This window comes from Nannocystis sp. RBIL2, assembly GCF_026626745.1.
GTDB lineage: Bacteria > Myxococcota_A > Polyangia > Nannocystales > Nannocystaceae > Nannocystis.
Genome location: NZ_JAPNJW010000001.1, coordinates 871,704 through 890,981 on the forward strand (window position 1 = coordinate 871,704; position 19,278 = coordinate 890,981).

The window sequence follows — 19,278 nt, forward strand, 5'->3', positions numbered from 1 at the left end:
CGCCCGACGCACGCGCGACACCACCAGCGGGGGCCTCACGCCGGCCGCTCGCGCGCGAGCTCGGACGTCTCGCGCCCCGCTCCGCGGCTCTCTGCCTGCCGGAGCTCGCGCTCGAGGAAGTAGTTCAGCAGCGTGCGCAGGACCACGATCGCGGCCAGCTGACCGATCACCGCCAGCGACGGCGCCACCGCGGTCTTGAGGATGTCGGCCGCCAGTTCGAACTCGAGCGCCAGCGCCAGCGACTTGCCGAGCTGCAGCCGGATCTCGTCCTGGTAGGTGTCGTGCGGCGAGGCGCGGCGCGGCAGGTGCGGCACGAAGCGGGCCAGCGCTCGCAGCACCGCGACTGCGATCACCAGGGCCCCGCACAGCTCGGCGAAGAACGTCATGTACTGGACGACGGACGCCAGCACCATCTCCGTGGCGCACGCGCCCGGAATCGCGTTCTCGCAGGTCTCGCGGGCGGGCGCGACGGCTGCCGGTTCGGCCGCCGTGTGCTCCTCGATGCGCACGGTGAGAGGGCACGCGCACAGCAGCAGCAGCGGAGCGAGGCGGAGGAGACGCACCACCCAAGAACCATGATCGACGCCCCCGACCTGGCGCGGCCGCAGCGTCCTCCCGCCCGCGCGCCCGACCGCTGCGCGACGGACCCCCCCGACGAGCCCGCCGGCGCAGTTTGCGGCCGCTTTCTCGCCTTGCCGAGCGTGCTCGGCCGCAGCGGCAGCTCGACCTCGGGCTCGCTAAGCTCGTGATCTCCGCGCCGCCGCGAGGCAACGTGACAGCATCACGTCGCGGAGCGACAGCCGACTCTCCGCAACTGCTGGCGATCGCCGCCTCCACCATCGCCGAAGAACGGGCGAGCCGATCGCTGTCGACGAGGAGACCCCTGCATCTCGCCCCCTGAACGCTCCGCTCGGGAGCGCGGCGAAGTAGCCACTCGAAACAGCGACACGTATTCCTCTGGCAGCGCCCCCCTCTCTCGCGTCATGAGCATCCGGGGATCTCCGCTTCTCTTCGCGCCCCGATCCGTGGTGTCTTCGCGCCGGCATGGAACGCCGCCTCAAGTCCCCCCCGAGCAAGCTGGCGAAGCTCAAGCCGGCGATCGCCGCCGTCCTCCCGGGCGGTCTGCCGCGCGACGTCGCCCGCTTCTACGCCAAGAGCGACGGCCTGAAGCTGTCCTGGAACGGCGAAGAGGCCGTCCTCGTCGGTCTCGCCGAGATGTTCGGCGGGCTCAAGAGGGGGGCGTTCCGCGAGCACCGCGTCGTCAAGAAGGCCGACGTGGACGAGCTCGAGTGGACGGACCTCCCCTTCTACGAGCAGTTCTTCAACGAGCACGGGGACTACTTCGACAAGAAGTCGATCGACCCGCTCAACCTCCGCATGCGGCTCAAGCTGCTCGCCAGCGTCGCGGGCGAGTCGAACGAGCTCGCCATCGACTACTTCGCCGAGGAACCGACGATCTACCTCGTACACCGCGCCGACGCGGCGTACCCGCTGAAGGGCCTCAGCTTCGCCGAATTCGTCACGTGGTTCTCGAAGTTCGGCACGTGGCGCTGGTACTTCGCCTTCCTCGACAAGAAGGCCGAGGCGAGCCTCAACATCGATCTCCGCGCAGAGCTCGAGCGCGCCTTCGAGGATGTTCCGGCGGAGGAGTGGGCTCCCCTCCTCGCGCGCCTGCCGAAGAAGAAAGCGCCCGGCCCCGTGCGCCCGCAGGTGCTCGCCGCCACGAGCGATCCGCCGGCCGTCCGCCCGTCCTTCCCGCCGCTGAAGCAGCCGCCCGCGGTCCTCGACGAGGAATACCCGCGCCGCGTGGCGTTCAGCCCCGACGGCCAGCGCCTCGCGGTCTGGGGCGCCAACTACGAGCTCTTCGTCCACGACGTGGGCCGACGCGAGCGCCTGTGGAAGCAGAAGCACGCGGCGGCGATGGACCTGTCCGTGGACGGCCAGACAGTCGCGGTGCTCGAGCAATCGCGGGCGAACGAGCCCGCCGATCGGCTCGTGCTGCGCGCGTGCGCCACGGGCAAGCCGCTCCAGCGCGAGCCGTGGCGGCCCGGCCACGCGCTCACGACTCTGGCCTGTGTGGGCGGCGGCCGGGTCGTCGTCGCCGACACCGCCGACACCCTGCACGTCCTCGACCTCGCCACGCAGCGGACGCTGAAGACCGTGCCCCGCGTGAAGCAAGTGCGCCGGCTCGGCGCCGCCGGCGACCGGTTGCTCGCCCACGTCCAGGCCTACGACGCGGGCACCATGATGCTCACCGGCCCGTCCGCGGTGAAGCTCTTCGACCTCGAGACCGGCGCGCTCGTGACGACCTGGGCCGGCGCCTCGGTGTTCGCCGCCTCGGCCGACGGCGCGCTCGTGGCTCTCGGCTCGATCGGCAAGCGATCGGTGGGGGTGCGGATCGTCGAGCTCGAGTCCGGCCGCGTCCTCCACGAGCTCCAGGGCGGCGCCATCCATCCGGACGAGACCCCCGACGCCGGCTTCCACCTCGCGTTCTCGCCTGACGGCGCGCGCCTCGTCGTCAGCGAGCGGGTGTACGACGCGGCCAGCAAGACAGTGACGAGCACCGTGAGCCTCTACGACGCGAAGCAGGGCACGCTCCTCGAGCGCGTCGACCTCGGACGGAACCCCGAGCGCCCGCGCATCACGATCGACGCCGAGGGGCTCGCCCTCTCGGTCGACGGCGTGCTCTGCGTCGCCGCCGACGCGTACGGCCTCCGCCTCTGGCAAGTCTGACGGCCGCGTCGGCGCTCAGTCGCGGAGCCCGACCTCCGCCTCACCGGAGTCGACGCGACGCTTGAGGAAGGTGCCCGGCGTCAGCCCGACGAGCTCGCGAAAGTCGGTGATGAGGTGCGCCTGGTCGTAATAGCCCGCGTCTGCGGCGATGCGCGCCCAGTCCTTCGACGTCGCCGCCATCCGCACCGCGCGTCGCAGGCGGACCGTGCGCGCGAAGTCCTTCGGGCCGATGCCGACGCACTCCGTGAAGGTGCGGCGAAGATGCCGCGCAGTGACGCCGAGCTGCTCCGCCACGCGCTCCACCCGGGCCTCGCCTGCTTCGAACAGGTGAACCGCGCGGCGCGCCAGCCGTGCCGATGACGTCTCGAAGCTGTCGCTCGTCCGCAGCGCGATCGCGCTGGACACCCGCTCGAGCACCTCCGGCAGGCTCCGCGTCGCCAGCAGCGCGTCGCAGAGCTCGCTGCCCGGGCGGCCCCAGATGTCTTCCAGCGGCACGACCCGATCCGTCAGCGCGTTCGCTGCCACGCCGAGCAGCGCCGTCGACCAGCCGGGCTTGAGCTGCAGGACGATCGCCCGCGCGACGCCGCCGCCGTCCTTGAACAGCGCGCGCATGCGCGGGCCGACGACGCACACATCGCCGCTGCGGCCCTCCTCGAGCACGCGAAACACGACCGTCGTCCTTCCGTCGGGCAGTCGCTCGTAACGCGCGCGTCCGGCGGCCGGCACGAGCACGAGCACGTCCTCGATGAAGCGCGAGAGCGGAGAGGTCGCGGCGGTGGCGCTCAGCGTGTGCAGCACCCACGTACTGTCGCGCGCCGACGGCGATCGTTCAAGCCGGCGCGTCAGTGTCGCTCCGGAAATGTCCGGTCCTTCCAATCGGACATCGGTCACCCGAGCTACCCACGGAGGCGAAGGGAATCCACACCATGACCGAACCCACTCCCGCAGCGCGCCCCACCCAGGTCCTCTCGATCAGCCCCATCGTGCTGCCGGTCCCCGGCCGCGCGGTGGATCTTCAGCTGCGCGTCACGGCGCCCGTGACCGGCGGCGAGCTGCCCATCCTCCTGCTCTCGCACGGCCACGGCCCCTCCAACCATCTCTCCTCCCTGAACGGCTACGCCCCCCTCGCCCACTCCTTCGCGGCTCACGGCTTCGTCGTGATCCAGCCCACCCACCTCGACTCGAAGACGCTGCCCTTCCGCAGCTCCGATCACCCCGATGCGCCGCTCTTCTGGCGCTCGCGCGCCGAGGACATGAAGCAGATCCTCGACCAGCTCGACGCGATCGAACGCGCCGCGCCTGCGCTCGCCGGACGCGTCGATCGCAGCAAGGTCGCCGTCCTCGGCCACTCGATGGGCGGGCACACCGCGAGCGTGCTGCTCGGCGCGCGGCTCCGGGATCCACGCGACGGCAGCGAGGTGAGCCTCGCGGAGCCGCGGATCCGCGCGGGCGTGCTGCTCGCCGCGCCGGGCCGAGGCGACGCCCTCAGCAAGTACGCAGCCGAGCACTACCCATTCTTCTCGACCATCGACTTCTCGACGATGACGACGCCCGCGCTCGTCGTCGCCGGCGACAAGGACGGGTCTCCCCACCTCACCACCGCAGGCGCCGCCTGGCACGCCGATCCCTACGTCCTCGCGCCTGGCCCCAAATCCCTGCTCACCCTGTTCGACGCGGGGCACGGCCTCGGCGGCGTCTCGGGCTACGACGCCGCCGAGACCACCGACGAGAACCCCGCCCGCGTCGCCGCGGTCCAGCGCCTCTCGGCGGCCTACCTCCGCACGCAGCTCTATCCCGGAGACCCCGCGTGGCAAGCGGCCCAACATGCGTTCACCCGCGCCGCCGACCCGCTCGGGCGGATCGAGTCCAAATGAGCGCAGGAGCGACGCCTCAGTATTCTTCGCAGACGCCGTTGGCGCAGACGCGGATCAACTGCCAGCCCGAGCTGCAGAGGTAAGTCTCCGAGCGCGTGTGCGCCTTGTTCCAGGTGGTCACGGTCTCGCCCTCGTTGCTGGCGGTGCAGGCCTTGGTGGGCTGGGCGGCCAGCGCGGTGTTGGCGATGATGATGCCGACTGCGAAGGACAGAATGAAAGCAAGCTTCTTCATGGTTGGTTCCTCGTGCTGATGGATGAATCAGCGGTGACTCGTGCGTGCCGTGAACAATGCTCACAGTCGCGCCCGTAAGCGTATGCGGCCAGTGTACGCGTCACGGGCCGCTGCGTCGTCGCAACGGTGCGAGCCCCGTTCGCACCGCTGCAACTCTCCAAGCGCGCCGCGCACTGCCCTCGCGCGCGCCCGCCTCGTCACCGTGGATATTCGCCGGGCGGCATGCACGGGCTTGTTGCGCCGCGGCGATCTACCAGCGACTCGGGACCGCCGGGCCGATCATCGCATGGAGCTCGTGGCGCGCGCAGGACCGCAGCCCGCCGGCGACGAGCGCGGCCGCCTCGACGCCCATCGGCGGCACGACGAGCACGTCCGAGAGCCGCTCGCGCAGCTTCAGCACCGTCTCGGCGCCGCCCTCGACCGTGCAACCGCGGCCGAGGTCGAGCAGCTTCAGGCGGGTCGTCACCGGCGAGGCGAGCAGCGTAGCGAAGTCGTCGCGCGCGAACGCCACGCCCGAGAGCGTGAGATGCTCGAGCTTGATGTCGTCGCGCTCGAACAGCGCGGCGATCCGGCCAAACGTCGCCAGGTCCGGATCTCTGCCGTCCATGTTGTTCAGCCGGATCCGCGCCGCCACCAGCGACGGCAACACGCTGGTCGCCAGCACCTCCCGCGCGACCGCGGCCGGGAAGGCGCCGTGCTCGAGCCACAGCTCGCGCAATCGCGGCGCGCGGATCGGCGCGAGCTGCGAGCCATCGCCGACGAGCACCAAGCGATCGAGCGTCTCCAGCGTCGCGGCGAGCCCGGCCGCCGTCCCCAGATGCGCGTCGATCGAACGGTCCGAGTAGCCGCCGAAAGTCAGGCTGCGCAGCGCCGGCAAGGGTCGCCCGGCCAGGGCGTCGAATCACGGGCGATAGTCGTCCCGCAGCGTATCGGCGGTCATCCAGTGCTCGATCCACAGCTCGCCGGTCGCATCGAGCTCGGGCCGCGCCAGCAGCGACGGCAAGTCGACCTCGTCGGCGAAGATGCAATTGACGTGGATCTCCCGCCAGCCGTCCTGCTCGTCGATGATCTCGGACCACGAATGGTCGGTGTCGATCGTCATGGCGTCCCCGGTGCGGAGGATACCCTGCGAGCCGCAGCCGCGACACCATCGATCGCGCGGCGCGGCCGCACGGCAGCCGCGACGCCGAGAGCTCGCCGAGGTCAGCTCGGCGCTCTCGCTCTCTGCCGGACTCACTCCTCGAGCTTGAAGAGCTGCAGGACGGGCACCCCGACGTGGCCCATGTCGCCGACCGTGATCCGCGACGCCCGCACGTAGCCCGACTTCAGGCCGTCGCAGAACTCGCCGCCCGGGAAGACCTCGTAGACGTTGTCCGCGACGTAGCCGTAGCCGAAGCCCATCCCGCTGCCGCTCGCGAACTTCTCGATCGTGCACACCAGGTCTTGCAGGGCCTGGTCCGAATACACCTCGAGCTTGGCGAACGCGACGTACTCCCACGTCAGCGCCGCGCCGTCGGCGAGGCACGGCGCCTCGATCGGCGCGGTGGCCACGTCGAGCTCGAGGTCGAACGCCCCGTCCTTGTGCTGGTACACGATCGCCGGCGAGTCCGGCAGACCGGTGAGCAGGTAGCGCTGCCCCTCCTCGACGCTGAGCGCGACGCCGCCGCTCAGGTTGAGGAACTCGTGGCTGCCCGTGAAGGTGGCGATGCAGTAGCCCTCGAGCTCGTCGCTGACCTGACCGTTGTTGCTGTCGGCTCCACCATCGCCGCCTTCGCAGGCAGCGAGCGCGAGGGCACATACGAGCGTTTTGAGTCCACGCATGGGTCTCTCCTCGGAGGGACCCTCAGAGTGCACCGCCCGCGCGACACGGCTGAAGGTCCACGGGTGCGGGTCCTTGCGCCACCGGCCTCGACCGTTGCCGGAAGGGGACGAGGGCGCCCGATCGCTTCAGAGCTTGATCGCCCACAGCTTGGCGTTGGCCTTCGGCAGGAACAGCACGACGCCCCAGTCGTCGATGTAGGTCAGGTCGTACGTCAGCGCCGGCGCGGGCATCGTCGAGACCGGGCGCTGGTCTCTCTCGGCCGTCAGCACGTACGGATCCTCCTGCGTGCCGGAGCCGCTCGCGGGCTCGAGATCGAGGCGGAAGAACGCGTCGCTATCGGCGTCCACGCTGTAGTTCCAGAAGTTCAGCCGGGTCCCGTCGAAGAAGACCACCACGCTCTCCTGGGTCGGCGCGCCGTCGGGCCAGCTCGGCAGATCACCGGTGAGCGTCAGGTGCTCGACCGCGAGCGTCGCCTTGTCGATGCGCCAGCCGCGAGTCGAGGTCGCCATGTCGTCGGCGACCGTCGGCGTGAACAGGTAGACGTGTGACCCGCCGACCACGATCGACGAGCTGCCGTTCACGTCCCACGGGGCGTTCACGACCTCCTCGATCGTGTGCGTCGCGGGTTCGATCACGAGCACGCGGGTGCGCCAGTTCAGGCCGGCATCGCCGGAGACCAGGGTCGTCCACGCCTTGCCGGTCTCCGGATCGTTGGCGGTGTGCGTACCCGACTGGAGCACCGCTTCGCCGTAGTTGGGATCGAACTGCACGAGCTGCGGTCCGTACGTGTCCTTGTCGAGGTAGGTCCACGTCCCGCTCACCACGTCGGCGTCGCGCACGGGGCCGTAATGCAGGACCAGCTTGCCGTCGACGAAGCTCATCGCCGAATAGGTGTGGCTCGACTGGGGCGCGGCGAACGGCGCCGCGAAGGGCGTATCGGCGGGGTCCATCAGCGTCTCCGCGCTCTGGAAGAACCCGTTCGACGCCCCGGACGGATAGACGATGGCAGAGTTCGGCGCGGTATAGGCCGGCGGATACGCGGAGGGCGGCGTCGGCGGCACCGCGATGCTGTACTGCAACGTCTTTGCATCGAGCTTGAAGACGGCGTTGATGCTGCCATCGAAGTGGCCGCCGCCGAACATGTAGAACGCCTTGCCCGCGTGATCGAAGATCGGGTTGCAGTACGCGTCGCGCACTGCTCCGATGGGCGCCGAGCCGAAGTAGCCGGTCGCGGGCTCGAGGTTCGCCGCCGCCCACTGCTCGAACGGCTCGGAGGCCGTGAGCTCGAACCAGCCGCCGCCCGCAGGCACCTCCGAGACCCAGTCCGGCGCGGATTCGTCGCCCGTCGTGGTGGGCGAGGAAGTGCTCGAGTCGCTCGTGCTAGTGCTCGTGCTCGTTTCATCGCTCGTCGTCGCGGGCGAGGACGTGCCCTGGCTGCTCGAGCTCGTGTCGCCTCCTCCCGTCGTCGACGACGACGACGTCGTGCTGCCTCCGCCTGTTTCGGTGCTCGTGCCTCCGTCGCTGCCGCACGCGGTGAACAGCGCAGCGGCCCATACCATCCCCAACCCAAGTAAATGTCTCATCCGTCTTCGCTCTCCAGGAGCGGCGGGACTTATACCCGATCCCGCCGACGCCTCGATCCACGTCGAAATGGAAGGAAGCGCTCCGCGCGATGTAGCGAGGGGCTGCAACGCTCCCCGCACGGGTCACGCGCAGCGTGCGCATGACACTCCCGGCGCCTGCGGTGCATGCAATGCTCTACCGCCATTGCCTCGGGCGACTATCACCACCGGCGGTATACCTGCCGATACTTCGCGCCGCCGCGCCCCGGGTCTGTGATAGCCTCCCGCGCATGCGCAGCCTACTTATGCTCCTCGCCAACGCCAGCGCCCTGTCCCTCGCGTGTGGCCCTTCGACCTCGACCAGCGACGCCACCACCGACGGCGGCACCCAGACCACCACCGACGGCACCACCGATCCCGGCGAGACCACGACCACCACCACCACCACCCTCACCCCGACCTCCACGACCACGCTCGACGAGCCGACCACCACGTCCACCACGACCGTCGATCCGCCGCCGCCCGCGTGCGACGTCGAGGTCTTCCCGGGCGACCACGCCGCTGCCGTCTGTCCCTCCGGGATGTGCCCGATCTCCGCCGACGTCGAGCTTCGATGCGGCGACCTCGAATTCGGCAGCCCTGGCGTCCGCGTCGCTCCCACGCCCGACGTCACATGGGTCGCCACCGCGAGCGGCTCCGACAGCATGCTCTTCCGCGTCACGACCGACTCGGCCCAGCGAGTCACGCTGCCGGCCCGCTTCGCGCGCAGCACGATTCACCTCGCCGCCGGCCCCGGCGGCGATCTGCACGTCGCCGCCGAGGTCCAGGGCACGCTCGATCCCGGCGACTCGGACATCGCCTACGTCGCCGAGGCTCATGATTGGGCCGAGGAGACCGCCCACGTGGGCATCGCCGGCGAGCCGCTGGCCGGGTTCCAGGTCCTACCCGACGGCCGGCCGCACATCTGGCACTTCGGCGAGGGGCCCGAGGATTTCCGCGAGCTCGTCCGCGACGACCAGGGCACATGGACCAGCACGCCCGTCGCCTTCCCGACCGGCGGCTATGGCACGCCCAAGTTCGGACGCGACGCGAAGGGGCGCCTCCTCGCCGCCGACATGCGTCAGGACGACACTTTGTACTGGCTCGACGTCGAGGTCGACGGCGCCGTGCAGCGCCTCGGCAAGAACTTCAACTCGTCCGACAGCCAGCACTACTTCCTGGCCCCGAGCGCGCAGCCGACCCCGCCGGTCGGGGCTCCGTTCGCCGCGCTCATCCAGGACGACGCTCTCCTCGAGGTCGCCTGGCCGATCGACGACGAGACCAGCGCCGCCGCCCAGATCCCCGGCTTCGGCCTGCTCGAGGGCCAGTGCGAGGGTTCCGTGTTCCCCGAGGACGACGACACGTGCCCGGCGTCGTGCAGCGCCACGGCCACCGGCTTCGAGGACCAAACCGCCACCCTCGCCCGCACGCCGGACGGCCTCGCCTGGGCCGTCGTGATCACCACCCAGCTCGACACCACCTACGAGTACACCCTCGATTGCCAGGACCGCATCGGCTGCTTCTGCCAGCCCTCGGTGGTCAGCGACGCCACCACCTCGACGCTGCACCTGTTCCGCGTGGCCATGGACGGCACCGACCCGCTCGAGGTCCTCACCCTGCCCATCCCCCGGCTGGCGACGTTCGACGCCTGGGGGGAGTTCGGCGACACCCTCGTCGCCACGCACGCGCAGGCGTACGGCAGCTCGCTGGCGGTTGGCCTGCGCCTGCACGGCGCCCTCCCGGGCGAGATCGTCGTCCGCGCGCTCCGCATCGAGCTCGACGGCCTCGCGCCCTGAGGCGCGCGGCGAACAGCCCCGGGCCTTGCGAGAAGGCGCCTCAGCAGGTCACCTCCCACAGGTGACCGTCGGCGTCGTGAAAATAGACGCGGCCCGCACCACCGAGGAAGTCCTCGGTCCGGTGATTGCGGGTGTCGTCATGATCGTTGCCGAACGCGACCCCCCGCGCGCGCAGGCGGTCGACGATGCTTTCGAAGCGAGCAGCGTCGACGCGGAAAGCGACGTGTGAGAAGCGCGGCTCGCTCGCCGGCGAGAACAGGACGAACACGCCGTGGTCGAGGTCGATGCGGAACATGTCGTCGTCCTCGCCCTCGGGCACGGGCCCCGCGAGGCCGAGGATGTCGGCCAGGAATCGCGCCGAGGCGGCGACGTCGCGCGCCTCGACGGCCAGGTGGTCGAGCTGAATCATCGCGGTTCTCCTCCGGACGGGTCGGCGTCGAGCTCGGTCAGCGCTCGCTCGAGCGCCGCGACGAGCCGCTGCTGCGTGGCCGGCGACAGGGCAGCCGCGCCGGCCGAGAACTCCTGCGAGCGGACCGCCTGCAGCTCGCGGAGGAACCGTCGCGCCTTCGGCGTGACCTCGATCGTCTTGCGTCGGCGATCGGCCGGGTCTTCGGTGCGCCGGAGCATGCCGAGCCGCGCCAGCCGCTCGAGCATCTGGCTGATCGAGGGCAGCGACAGGTTCATCGTCGCCGCCAGGCTGGTCGGGGTGCTGCCGGGCCGGGCCAGCGCGTGGTTCACGAGGATCGCCTGGTCGACGGTGACCGACGACCGGGTCAAGAACGCCAGCGCGCGCCCGCGAGGATGGGCGACCCGGTTCATGAACGCCTCGATCAGGCCGCCCAGGCGGGCATTGACAGGGTCGTCGGGGCTGCGGACCATAGTTTGCGTGAGCAAATGGTTCATCCGCGTGAACCATTTGTCAAGCCGAAGGACCCCACGGCGGCCGCGACCGGGGCGGACCCGCGCGACCGCCGGTCAGCCTCAGCGCGTCTCCACCGCGACGCCGCGGACGAACAGGGCGGCGAGGACCAGCGCGTTGTCCCCGAACGTCAGCACGGACGGGTTCGTCCCCTCGACGAACGCAGTGCGCAGCAGGGCGAACGAGCCGAGCGCGGGCATGTCGAGCAGGGGCCGCAGATCGAGCGCCTGCGGATCGCCGTGCAGCCGGAGCGTGGCCAGCTCCGGCAGCGCGCGCAGCCAGGCGAGGTCGGCGACGTTCTCGGCGTGCCGCAGATCCAGCGTCTGCAGCCCGCGCGCCGCGGCCAGCGGGGAGAGGTCGACAGGCACGCGGCAGTCCAGCGACGCCGCGGTCAGGTGGGCGCAACGCGCCACGACCGCGAGGTCGGCCTGGCGGTGGACCTCGACGAACAGCTCCGCGAGCGCGGGCAAGCGATCGAGGCCGGACAGATCGGTGACGTCGAACTCGTCGCTCTCGCCGTCGAATTGCGGCCAGATCACGAACACGAGGTCCGCAGTCGGGTCCGTGGGCAACCGCGTCACCTTCGCCAGCATCGCCTCGTCGACCGGCGTGTCGTCGATGTACGCCGCGATGTCCTCGTTGAAGCGATGGCCGTCTTCCGCCCACGCGTCGTACGGCTCGCCGCGGACCGCCGGGTAGGCCGCCTCGGCGGTGATCGGCTCGACCTCACCGACGTCGATCAATTGCTGCAACACCATGAGGCGAAGGATCCGGTCGGGCATCCATTCGCGGAGCACGTTCGTCCCGGCGCGCCGGCCCGACTCGGATGGGGTCGTCATCGCCGCGATATACCACGACGACCGGACCGAGCCGCGGCGCGGGCCTAGATCGCGCGCGAATACGACTTGCCGAGCTGCCGCAGGGCGTATTCGACGCTGGCCTGGAGCGTCCCGCAGGTCACGATGCCGGTCAGCGCATCGCCGAAAGACATCAGGTCCCGGGCGACCTCCGCACGCACGCCGCTCAGGATCGGGAGCACGCCGAGCAGCCGCAGCGCCTGGGCGGTGCTGGTGAGGAGCGCGGCGCCGTGGACGTCGAGCGACGGGACGCCGGTGATGTCGATGATCGTGACCCGCGCGGCGGACGACCCCTGCAGCGCCACCTCGAGGATCCGCGCGCGGCGGCTCTCGTCGAGCGTGCCGATCAGCGGCATGACCAGGATGTCGTCGGTGATCGGGATCAGCGGCGCGCTGCGCTCGGCCAGCGCGGCCTGCAGGCGATCGACGATCACCATGTTCTCGAGCAACAGCGCCGCGTTGCGCGAGAGGATCTGGTAGATCCGCTGCTCCCGCGGGCCGAGCGGCACCTCGCAGCTCCACTGTATCGAGAACACGCCGACGACGCGGCCGCGCAGGGTCAACGCGATCATCAGCGCCGCCTTGATGCCGGCGGCCGCCCACATGTCGCGCAGGACCGGATCGATCCGCGGATCGGTCGCGGCAGATCCGACGAGCACCGGCACGCCCGGCTGCTCGAGCCAGACCCGTGAGAACGGCATGTCGGGGAGGTGGTAGCGGCCGCCGACGTGGGCCCGCGCCGGCCGCACCGCTGCTGGCCGGACCACCGCGACCGAGAGCCACTCCGGCTTGTCGGCGGCGTCGTGCTCGACGGTGCAGAGCACCACCTCGGCCTCGTCGCGCCGCGGCGCCGCCAGGAGGAATGCCTGCAGCGTGGCTTCGCGGACCGTCGCCTCGTTCAGCTGCTCGGTCACTGCCAGGAGGACGGACCAATCATCCGCCAGCGCCGTCGCCGACGCGTCCTCGGGGCCACTCGAACGCTCGTCCATGCTGGGGCCAGAATAACCCATCGCCAGAAAATGTTTTCCTGAATGCGCCACAACGCGCAACGCGCTCGTCGGCCCCTGCAGGCGCCCTGCGAGCGGGATTGGTCGACATCGTTCCCTCGGCGCCGGGAGACGTCGGGCTCTGCGTCGGCCCGAAGACCACATTGCGCGCACGGCGCTTCCGAAGTAGGGAGAGCGTCGACTGCGCATACCCGACAGCCAGTGCGGGACTTCGGCGTGTGATCGCAGGCGCATGGCGCTGCGCTCGCAGGAACACTCCACGCCCATGCTCGGCGTGATGCTCGCCAGCTCGCTGCTGGTGATGCTCGTGCTCGGCGGATTGGCAGCCGCGGAGCGAAATTGGGTGTTCGGGACTCTCGCGGCCGTCGCGGCGATCGGCGCGGCCTCTCTGGCGAGGCTCAGGCTGCGACTCGCAGCGCGACGAACACGGGAGCCGCTCGAGTCGAGCGCCGGCACGGCCGCGCCCGCGAGCGCGCCGCGGGCCTTCGTGACCGAGGCCAGCCAATCGATCGGCGCGCGCGCCCGCGACGGAATCGTCGTCACGAGGTGCCGCCGGGCTGTGACCGACATGTCACCGCATTCATGATCGAGAATACCTAGGATGCCCGGCGCGGGCCTGTCCGGCCCGATGGTCGCGTCATCCCATGCATCACACTCGCTGCATTCATGTCCTGTCCCTCGTTGCGAGCGGCGCGCTCGCGTTCATGTCACACGGTTGCGAAGACGGCGACGACGATGCCGTGTTCGCGCGCGCCGGCGGGCCGGTGACCGTCAGCTTCCAGGACGGCCAGGCGCCGACCAGCAGCTACGCCGGCACTCGCGACACCATGCTCGACGGCGACTCGCCCACCGCCAAGAACGGCGCCGATACCAGCCTGTCGGTCGAGGCGGACACCGAGGTCCTGGCGCTGCTGTCGTGGGACCTGAGCGCCGCGATCCCGACCACCGCGGTCGTCGAGTCGGTCAGCATCACCCTCGAGATCTCCGACAAGAGCCCGGAGACGTTCTCGCTGTACGAGGCCAAGCGCGCGTGGAACGAGGCGAACGCGACCTGGAAGGTGTGGAACACCGGCAGCAGCTGGCAGACGGCCGGCGGCTACGGCGTGAGTGACCGCGGGACCGCCGCGCTCGGCTCGTTCTCCGCGGCCGACACCGGCGCCGTCACCTTCTCCCTCAACGCCGCCGGCGTCGCGCTGGTGCAGCAGTGGGTGGCGAACCCGGGCAAGAACCGCGGCTTCTTCCTCGACGGTGCGGGTACCAGCAATCGGCTCGAGTTCCGCGCCAGCGAGTACGGCACCAAGGCCAAGCGGCCCAAGCTGAGCGTGACCTGGCACGAGGCCGAGGAGGGCGGCACCACCGGTGACGACGGCGGCGAGGTCGTGCTCGACCCGACGCCCGGCAAATACAAGCAGAGCTGCGACGGTTCGTTCGGCGTCGCCCTCGACGGCGCCTACTTCCTCGACGGCAACGACGAAAACCAGGGCCTGCGAGTCTACCAGCGCGGCGCCGACGCCAACGCCGCCAAGACCTTCGACGTGTCCTCCAGCATCGGCCTGTCGAGCTCCGACGAAGCGGACCTCGAGGACGCGGCGCGGATCGGCGACCGGATCTACGTCGTCAGCTCGCACGGGCGCGACAAGAGCGGCAAGCTCGAGCGGATGCGCTACCGCTTCTTCGCCGTCGACGTCGCCGGGACCGCACCGAACGTGTCGCTGACGACCGTCGGCTATACCTCGAAGCTTCTCGACGACATGATCAAGAGCGCCAACTGGCTGACGCCGAACGCGAGCGTGATAGCGACGCTCAGCACCGCGGCCAACCTGAGCAAGTCCACCGACGCCAACCTCGCGCCCAAGGTGAACGGCGCCAACATCGAGGGCCTCGCCTGGCTGCCCACGGCACAGCGCCCCAAGCAGTTGGTGATCGGCTTCCGCAACCCGCTACAAGGCACCGACGCGATCCTGGTCACGCTGCTCAACGCCGACGCAGCGCTGAACGGCGCCGTCGCGCAGTTCGGCGAGGCGATCCTGCTCGACCTCGGCGGCCTGCGCGTGCGCGGGATGGCGTGGTCACCGGTTCACGCGGCGATGCTGATCCTCGGCGGGCCGAAGGACGGCACCGCGGGGCCGTACCGCCTCTACAAGTGGAGCGGCGTCGCCGACCAGGCGCCGGTGCTGGTCCAGAACATCACCTCGTTCCCGAGCGACTCGGGGCCGGAGAGCATCGTCGTCTACCCCGACACCCACGACGTGCAGATCGTCTTCGACCAGGGCGAACACCTGATCAGCGGCACGATCTGCAAGGACAATTCGCTCTCCAGTCAGTACTTCAGCGACGTCGTCGTCCACGTCCCGTGAGTCGCCGACGGTGCGAGGCTCTCGCCGGACGTCTATTCGTTGACGTCCGACGAGACCCGGTCGCCGGTGTGATCGCCCTTGGCCGCGTCCTGCTTGTCGTCGGCCTTGTCGCCTTCCGAGTGGAGCAGGAAGGTGGACGCGTTCTGCGGGCCGACTGTCTCGTCGGCGTCGACCCCGTTGGCCTTGAGGTCGAAGGCGACGATTGCCCAGTACTCGCCCTCATTGAGGCTGCCGGGGTTGTCCTTGGGCATCTCTTTGCTGATGAAGTCGAACACGTCCTGCGCGTTGTTGAAGCGGGCCAGCGCCGCCTCGCCGACCACCGCGGGCACATCGTCCTTGCCCTTGCCGAGCGCGCCGTGGCACTTCGCGCAGTGTTTTTCGAACAGCGTGCCGCCGGCGATCTTCTGCTCGGCGGGGCCGGGCGCGACCTCGGGGTCGGCGGGGTCCTGGGAACCACGCTTGGCGCAGCCCGAGAACTGCACCGCCACGAGCGCGCCAGCCAGAGTGAGGAACATGTTTCGAGGGAGGAGCGAGCGCATGATGACCTCGGAGGCCTCTTGGGACGGGCCCGCGGGCGCGGCAAGCGAGCGCGCGACGACTGAACTCTTTCGTCGACGCAAGACGCACGCGCATCTGCAGCACGGTGCCAAAAACGCTTGCGCGCAAGCTCCGCAGAGAAGCTGCCTGGGCGCTTGGTAAAATCCCTCGTTACCAGGAATGTCTCGAGCGTCCTTCGAGACAGGCACCGAGCTCAGGCTCGCGGACGCCCGGCCGAGCGACGGCCGACTCCAGTCCTACTGACAATGACATCTCCGATGAACGGGACACGTTGCCATGAATCGATGGCGCACACGCCCTGCCCTGCGCCGATTCGCGGGTCGATCGAGCGTCGACCTCGGCGCGGGCGACATGTTCGCCATCGACGCGGCGAAGGTCGTCGGCGACGACCTCGTGCTCGACGTCGGCTACTGCGGCGGGTGCACCATGCACGACTTCACCCTGTGCTTCGCCGGGATCGTGCTCGACACCGACATCCTGCTGGTGCGGGTCCACCACGACGCCATGGGCGACGCATGCGAGGCGTTCATCACGGAGCAGCGCGTCGTCGACTTGACGCCCCTGCAGCAGCTCATGCCCTCGCCGGTCAAGCTCGAGCTCGACGGCTGGCCAGATCTGCTGCAGTACGTCTATTGAAGGCCGCCCCGGGTCGATATTCACAGTGCGAATCGCGACCCGGAGCGTACGAGGCCCCTGCTGAAGCGCCTCCGACCCTATCCGCGTCGGCGGGCCGATGATCCGCCCCGGCAGCAGGGCCCCTCCGGTCCGAGCGCCCCGCCCCAATTGAACAGAACGTCGTTCGCACGGAGTTCCGCCCGTTGATGCCATGCCGGCGCCCTGGTCCAGTCTGGTACAGTTCGAGGCGCTGTCCGAGAGACAGGAGGATGACATGGCCCACCGCTGCCCCACGTGCCAGGAACGCGAGCTCGACACCCTAGCCACCCTACCCTATGTCCGCGGGTTTCTCATCGCATATCAGATCGGCACCAAGAAGTTCATCGGCTGCCGTTCGTGCGTGCGCAAGTCGATCTTCAAGGAGGTCGGCCTGTCCGCCGTGGTCGGTTGGTTCAGCATCACAGCGCTTGTGATAAACCCGTTCCTGCTGGTCTACGGGGTCTTCCGCGGCGCCGTCCTGAGCCCCGATCCGGCGGCCGTCCGCAAGGCGCTCGCGGAGGCCGGCATCCCGCCCGACGACGCCGGCTTGAGCATCGTGCACATCGCGTACGGCCTCGCCGCGGCGATGATCGCCGCCGACGGCAAGATCGAGCGCGACGAGGTGAGCACGGCGATCCGGATCGGCGCCAACCTGTTCGAAGACTTCGAGGCCGACGCGCTGCTGCGCCTGCTGCAGCGGCCGAAGGACCTCCCGGACCCGGTCGACCTGGCCGGCGTACTCGCGCAGGTCCTCGACGAGCCGCAGAAGCTGGCCGTCTACCGCTACCTCGAGGCCATCGCCGGCGCCGACGGCGAGGTCTCCGCCGACGAAGCCGCGCTGCTGCAGCGCGTTCACTCCCGCCTCGCCCTCGACCCCCAGCTCGCCGCCGCCTGAATGCCCGCGGGACCTGGCGTCGAATCGACGCCAGGTCGTCGTCGGCGACCGCTCCACCGCTCGAACGCACGCTCGTTGTCGTGCTTTCGGTGGGGACAGGCCGGCGATCTAGAGGGCACGCAGCGCGCGCAGCAACCCGGGGCCCATGACCAGTTCGCCGCGGGCGAGCCCTTGCTCGGTCTCGCCGCAGGACATCAGAAAGTCGTCGAGCGCCTCGCCGATGTCGGCTTCGACGAGCTTCTGCATGTCGAGCGCCCGGACCAGGTTGGGCTGGGCGGCGAGCGCTCCGCGGAGCCGGGCGAGGTCGAAGCCGAACAGCATGAACGCCTCGGGGTCGCGGGCTCGCAGCGACTTGAACCGCGGCTCGTCGCCGAGCCGGTGCTCGCCGCCTCGCGCCGCGAACACCCGCCGCAGCACCGCCTCCTCGGCGCCGGGGGCGACGACGAAGTAGGCGTAGCCGTCGCGCTCGACGCGGTCGATGGCGACCCCCTCACGCGCGATCGAGGCGAGCGCCGGATCGATCGCTGCGATCTCGGCGAGCGCCCGGGCATGGACCGCGCGAATGGTCCAGCGATCGACCTCGGCGCCGTCGAGGCTCCATGCACCCGGGACGAACGACCACGCGAAGCTCTTCGCCAGGTCGCTGCGGAGCACCCCTGACTGCATGTTCTCGGTCCAGGCGAGCCACGACGCGCGGCCCGACTGCCCGGGCGCGAGGCGCCGGATGCCGACCACGGTCAAGGGTGTGCCCGGATGATCGAGCATCGCCCACGCGGCCGAGCCGCTGTACAGCGCGCGATCCTCGAGGAAGTGACGGTTCAGCGCGACCTCGGCCGCGCTGGCCGAGCTGTCGTTGACGGCCGCCCACAGCGCGGCGAGGCTGGCGATCGCGTTGCGCACGTCGTCCTCGGTGATCGGCCCCGAGGTGTAGCGATTGATGCCGACGGTCGCCCACGGGTCGATGTCGTAGGCCACCAGCGCCACCACCTCACGCGGCAGACCGGCGAGGAGCTCCGGATCGAGGCTGCGCCCGCGCGTCAGGCTGTCCGCCGGGAAGCGACCGCCGACCCGCGGGATCAGCTGCGCGCCGAGAGAGAGCCGGCCGCGGTCGAGATCGACGAACCCGGTCACCTGCACGTATTCGCCGAACTTCTGCATCGCCGCGCGGTCGTTGCGACGCTCGGCCTCGATCCGCATCTCCCACAGGCGGCGCTCGGACTCGCTGGTGGCGTTCAGCAGGCCGGTGGCCAGCTTGTCTTCGGGGACGTCGGCGAGCGCCAGGAGCGTGTCGCCATGGCGCGCGTACAGGTGCTCGGAGAACACCACGAACTCGAGGTCGCTGCGGACCGCGTCGGCGCGCCCGACCAGCGCCGACTCGATGTATTCGTCGACCTCCGCGAAGAAGCCGGTCTCGACGCTCAAGACGACGTCGCCGCCGATCGCGTCGATGAACACGGGGTAGCCACCGACCTCGAACTCGGCGACGTGACCGCTCGCGCCGGCCTGGCGGGCCCCGACGTCGGTCGTGAACTGGAGGGCCCCGCCGCGGTAACCCAGCGAGCAGGCCACCCGCGGCGCGGGCGAAAGCTCGCCGACGACGCAGCCGAACGGTCGCTCGAGATCGGCATGTTCGGCCAGAGCCGGCGGCAGCCCGGTCGACAGCACGACGAACCCGAGCAGCCCGGCCGGCGTCGCCAGGCCGCTCATGCGCGGCGGCAGCACCTGCTCGCCGAGCTCCGCGAGCCACGCCGCGGGTCGCGGGAGGAGCAGGTGGCCGAAGACCGGCGCTTCGCGGCGATCGATCGCGGTCGCCGGGAATGTGCGCGCGGGGCTCTCGATCCACGGCGCTTCGACGGGCCCGGCCGTAGCGGCCGGATTCGGCGCGTCGGCGACGTCCGCGGGACGCTCGGGATCGGCGCCGCCGCAGGCGCACACGAGGAGACCGCAGAGCGAGGAGCGAAGCTTGCGCATCA

The 19,278-nt window shown here is 70.3% G+C and carries 20 protein-coding genes; 7 read left to right on the plus strand and 13 right to left on the minus strand.

All coding sequences use genetic code 11. The features are described from left to right. Positions 1-35: 35 nt before the first annotated feature. Positions 36-566, minus strand: a complete 531-nt coding sequence (locus OV090_RS03490; RefSeq protein WP_267702030.1) for a DUF1622 domain-containing protein — start codon at positions 564-566, stop codon at positions 36-38. Between the two features lie 478 nt (positions 567-1,044). Between OV090_RS03490 and OV090_RS03495 the strand changes: the two genes are divergently transcribed. Continuing rightward, on the plus strand, positions 1,045-2,733 hold the full coding sequence (locus OV090_RS03495; protein ID WP_267702031.1) for a hypothetical protein: 1,689 nt from the start codon (positions 1,045-1,047) through the stop codon (positions 2,731-2,733). Positions 2,734-2,748: 15 nt separating this feature from the next. Here the strand turns inward: OV090_RS03495 and OV090_RS03500 are convergent, their stop codons facing one another. Continuing rightward, entirely contained in the window at positions 2,749-3,531 is a 783-nt protein-coding gene (locus OV090_RS03500; protein WP_267702032.1) for a helix-turn-helix domain-containing protein, read from the minus strand. 128 nt (positions 3,532-3,659) lie between these two features. Between OV090_RS03500 and OV090_RS03505 the strand changes: the two genes are divergently transcribed. After that, the gene (locus OV090_RS03505; protein ID WP_267702033.1) at positions 3,660-4,607 is read left to right on the plus strand and encodes a chlorophyllase; all 948 of its coding nucleotides are present in this window, start codon (positions 3,660-3,662) and stop codon (positions 4,605-4,607) included. 16 nt (positions 4,608-4,623) lie between these two features. On the opposite strand, the gene OV090_RS03510 is transcribed toward OV090_RS03505, so the two are convergent. The 5 genes from OV090_RS03510 to OV090_RS03530 all read right to left on the minus strand — a co-directional run bounded on the left by OV090_RS03510 (position 4,624) and on the right by OV090_RS03530 (position 8,220). After that, entirely contained in the window at positions 4,624-4,839 is a 216-nt protein-coding gene (locus tag OV090_RS03510; RefSeq protein WP_267702034.1) for a hypothetical protein, read from the minus strand. Between the two features lie 250 nt (positions 4,840-5,089). Continuing rightward, a complete protein-coding gene (locus OV090_RS03515; protein ID WP_267702035.1) occupies positions 5,090-5,716 on the minus strand; it encodes a hypothetical protein in 627 nt (208 codons plus the stop codon). A gap of 24 nt (positions 5,717-5,740) precedes the next feature. Continuing rightward, positions 5,741-5,941: a hypothetical protein gene (locus OV090_RS03520; RefSeq protein WP_267702036.1), complete on the minus strand. Its 201-nt coding sequence runs from the start codon at positions 5,939-5,941 to the stop codon at positions 5,741-5,743. Positions 5,942-6,072: 131 nt separating this feature from the next. Beyond that, entirely contained in the window at positions 6,073-6,660 is a 588-nt protein-coding gene (locus tag OV090_RS03525) for a hypothetical protein (RefSeq protein ID WP_267702037.1), read from the minus strand. A gap of 126 nt (positions 6,661-6,786) precedes the next feature. Beyond that, complete coding sequence (locus OV090_RS03530; RefSeq protein ID WP_267702038.1) at positions 6,787-8,220, minus strand: hypothetical protein; 1,434 nt, start codon at positions 8,218-8,220, stop codon at positions 6,787-6,789. A 293-nt stretch (positions 8,221-8,513) separates the two neighbouring features. Here OV090_RS03530 and OV090_RS03535 point away from each other — a divergent pair, with 293 nt between their 5' ends. Continuing rightward, positions 8,514-10,058 carry a hypothetical protein gene (locus tag OV090_RS03535; RefSeq protein WP_267702039.1) on the plus strand — a complete coding sequence of 515 codons (1,545 nt, stop codon included), beginning with the start codon at positions 8,514-8,516 and terminating at the stop codon, positions 10,056-10,058. Between the two features lie 40 nt (positions 10,059-10,098). On the opposite strand, the gene OV090_RS03540 is transcribed toward OV090_RS03535, so the two are convergent. From OV090_RS03540 to OV090_RS03555, 4 genes are all read right to left on the minus strand, one after another. Next, positions 10,099-10,467, minus strand: coding sequence for a VOC family protein (locus OV090_RS03540; RefSeq protein ID WP_267702040.1), 369 nt, complete (start codon positions 10,465-10,467; stop codon positions 10,099-10,101). Beyond that, positions 10,464-10,961, minus strand: coding sequence for a MarR family winged helix-turn-helix transcriptional regulator (locus tag OV090_RS03545; RefSeq protein ID WP_267702041.1), 498 nt, complete (start codon positions 10,959-10,961; stop codon positions 10,464-10,466). Before OV090_RS03545 ends, OV090_RS03540 begins: the two co-directional genes overlap by 4 nt. 78 nt (positions 10,962-11,039) lie before the next feature. Next, positions 11,040-11,816 carry a hypothetical protein gene (locus tag OV090_RS03550; protein WP_267702042.1) on the minus strand — a complete coding sequence of 259 codons (777 nt, stop codon included), beginning with the start codon at positions 11,814-11,816 and terminating at the stop codon, positions 11,040-11,042. A gap of 44 nt (positions 11,817-11,860) precedes the next feature. Further along, positions 11,861-12,823 (minus strand): STAS domain-containing protein, encoded by a 963-nt coding sequence (locus OV090_RS03555; RefSeq protein ID WP_267702043.1) that lies wholly within the window; start codon positions 12,821-12,823, stop codon positions 11,861-11,863. Between the two features lie 250 nt (positions 12,824-13,073). Here OV090_RS03555 and OV090_RS03560 point away from each other — a divergent pair, with 250 nt between their 5' ends. Together OV090_RS03560 and OV090_RS03565 are read left to right on the plus strand one after the other, a co-directional pair. Next, entirely contained in the window at positions 13,074-13,427 is a 354-nt protein-coding gene (locus OV090_RS03560; protein WP_267702044.1) for a hypothetical protein, read from the plus strand. Between the two features lie 58 nt (positions 13,428-13,485). Next, on the plus strand, positions 13,486-15,198 hold the full coding sequence (locus OV090_RS03565; RefSeq protein WP_267702045.1) for a DUF3616 domain-containing protein: 1,713 nt from the start codon (positions 13,486-13,488) through the stop codon (positions 15,196-15,198). A 32-nt stretch (positions 15,199-15,230) separates the two neighbouring features. Here OV090_RS03565 and OV090_RS03570 read toward each other — a convergent pair whose 3' ends face one another. Next, positions 15,231-15,713 (minus strand): cytochrome c, encoded by a 483-nt coding sequence (locus OV090_RS03570; RefSeq protein ID WP_267702046.1) that lies wholly within the window; start codon positions 15,711-15,713, stop codon positions 15,231-15,233. Positions 15,714-16,032: 319 nt separating this feature from the next. On the opposite strand from OV090_RS03570, the gene OV090_RS03575 reads away from it, so the two are divergent. Both OV090_RS03575 and OV090_RS03580 read left to right on the plus strand, forming a co-directional pair. Beyond that, positions 16,033-16,392, plus strand: coding sequence for a hypothetical protein (locus OV090_RS03575; protein WP_267702047.1), 360 nt, complete (start codon positions 16,033-16,035; stop codon positions 16,390-16,392). A 253-nt stretch (positions 16,393-16,645) separates the two neighbouring features. Continuing rightward, positions 16,646-17,305: a TerB family tellurite resistance protein gene (locus OV090_RS03580; RefSeq protein WP_267702048.1), complete on the plus strand. Its 660-nt coding sequence runs from the start codon at positions 16,646-16,648 to the stop codon at positions 17,303-17,305. A 108-nt stretch (positions 17,306-17,413) separates the two neighbouring features. On the opposite strand, the gene OV090_RS03585 is transcribed toward OV090_RS03580, so the two are convergent. After that, complete coding sequence (locus OV090_RS03585; RefSeq protein ID WP_267702049.1) at positions 17,414-19,276, minus strand: hypothetical protein; 1,863 nt, start codon at positions 19,274-19,276, stop codon at positions 17,414-17,416. Between the last annotated feature and the right edge of the window lie 2 nt (positions 19,277-19,278).

Coding starts and splice junctions, on each gene's coding strand:
- OV090_RS03535 (WP_267702039.1), top strand. CDS start 8,514: ATGCGCAGCCTACTTATGCTCCTCGCCAACGCCAGCGCCCTGTCCCTC.
- OV090_RS03550 (WP_267702042.1), bottom strand. CDS start 11,816: ATGACGACCCCATCCGAGTCGGGCCGGCGCGCCGGGACGAACGTGCTC.
- OV090_RS03575 (WP_267702047.1), top strand. CDS start 16,033: ATGAATCGATGGCGCACACGCCCTGCCCTGCGCCGATTCGCGGGTCGA.
- OV090_RS03510 (WP_267702034.1), bottom strand. CDS start 4,839: ATGAAGAAGCTTGCTTTCATTCTGTCCTTCGCAGTCGGCATCATCATC.
- OV090_RS03560 (WP_267702044.1), top strand. CDS start 13,074: ATGGCGCTGCGCTCGCAGGAACACTCCACGCCCATGCTCGGCGTGATG.
- OV090_RS03555 (WP_267702043.1), bottom strand. CDS start 12,823: ATGGACGAGCGTTCGAGTGGCCCCGAGGACGCGTCGGCGACGGCGCTG.
- OV090_RS03565 (WP_267702045.1), top strand. CDS start 13,486: ATGCATCACACTCGCTGCATTCATGTCCTGTCCCTCGTTGCGAGCGGC.
- OV090_RS03580 (WP_267702048.1), top strand. CDS start 16,646: ATGGCCCACCGCTGCCCCACGTGCCAGGAACGCGAGCTCGACACCCTA.
- OV090_RS03570 (WP_267702046.1), bottom strand. CDS start 15,713: ATGTTCCTCACTCTGGCTGGCGCGCTCGTGGCGGTGCAGTTCTCGGGC.
- OV090_RS03520 (WP_267702036.1), bottom strand. CDS start 5,941: ATGACGATCGACACCGACCATTCGTGGTCCGAGATCATCGACGAGCAG.
- OV090_RS03530 (WP_267702038.1), bottom strand. CDS start 8,220: ATGGTATGGGCCGCTGCGCTGTTCACCGCGTGCGGCAGCGACGGAGGC.
- OV090_RS03525 (WP_267702037.1), bottom strand. CDS start 6,660: ATGCGTGGACTCAAAACGCTCGTATGTGCCCTCGCGCTCGCTGCCTGC.
- OV090_RS03540 (WP_267702040.1), bottom strand. CDS start 10,467: ATGATTCAGCTCGACCACCTGGCCGTCGAGGCGCGCGACGTCGCCGCC.
- OV090_RS03505 (WP_267702033.1), top strand. CDS start 3,660: ATGACCGAACCCACTCCCGCAGCGCGCCCCACCCAGGTCCTCTCGATC.
- OV090_RS03585 (WP_267702049.1), bottom strand. CDS start 19,276: ATGCGCAAGCTTCGCTCCTCGCTCTGCGGTCTCCTCGTGTGCGCCTGC.
- OV090_RS03545 (WP_267702041.1), bottom strand. CDS start 10,961: ATGAACCATTTGCTCACGCAAACTATGGTCCGCAGCCCCGACGACCCT.
- OV090_RS03495 (WP_267702031.1), top strand. CDS start 1,045: ATGGAACGCCGCCTCAAGTCCCCCCCGAGCAAGCTGGCGAAGCTCAAG.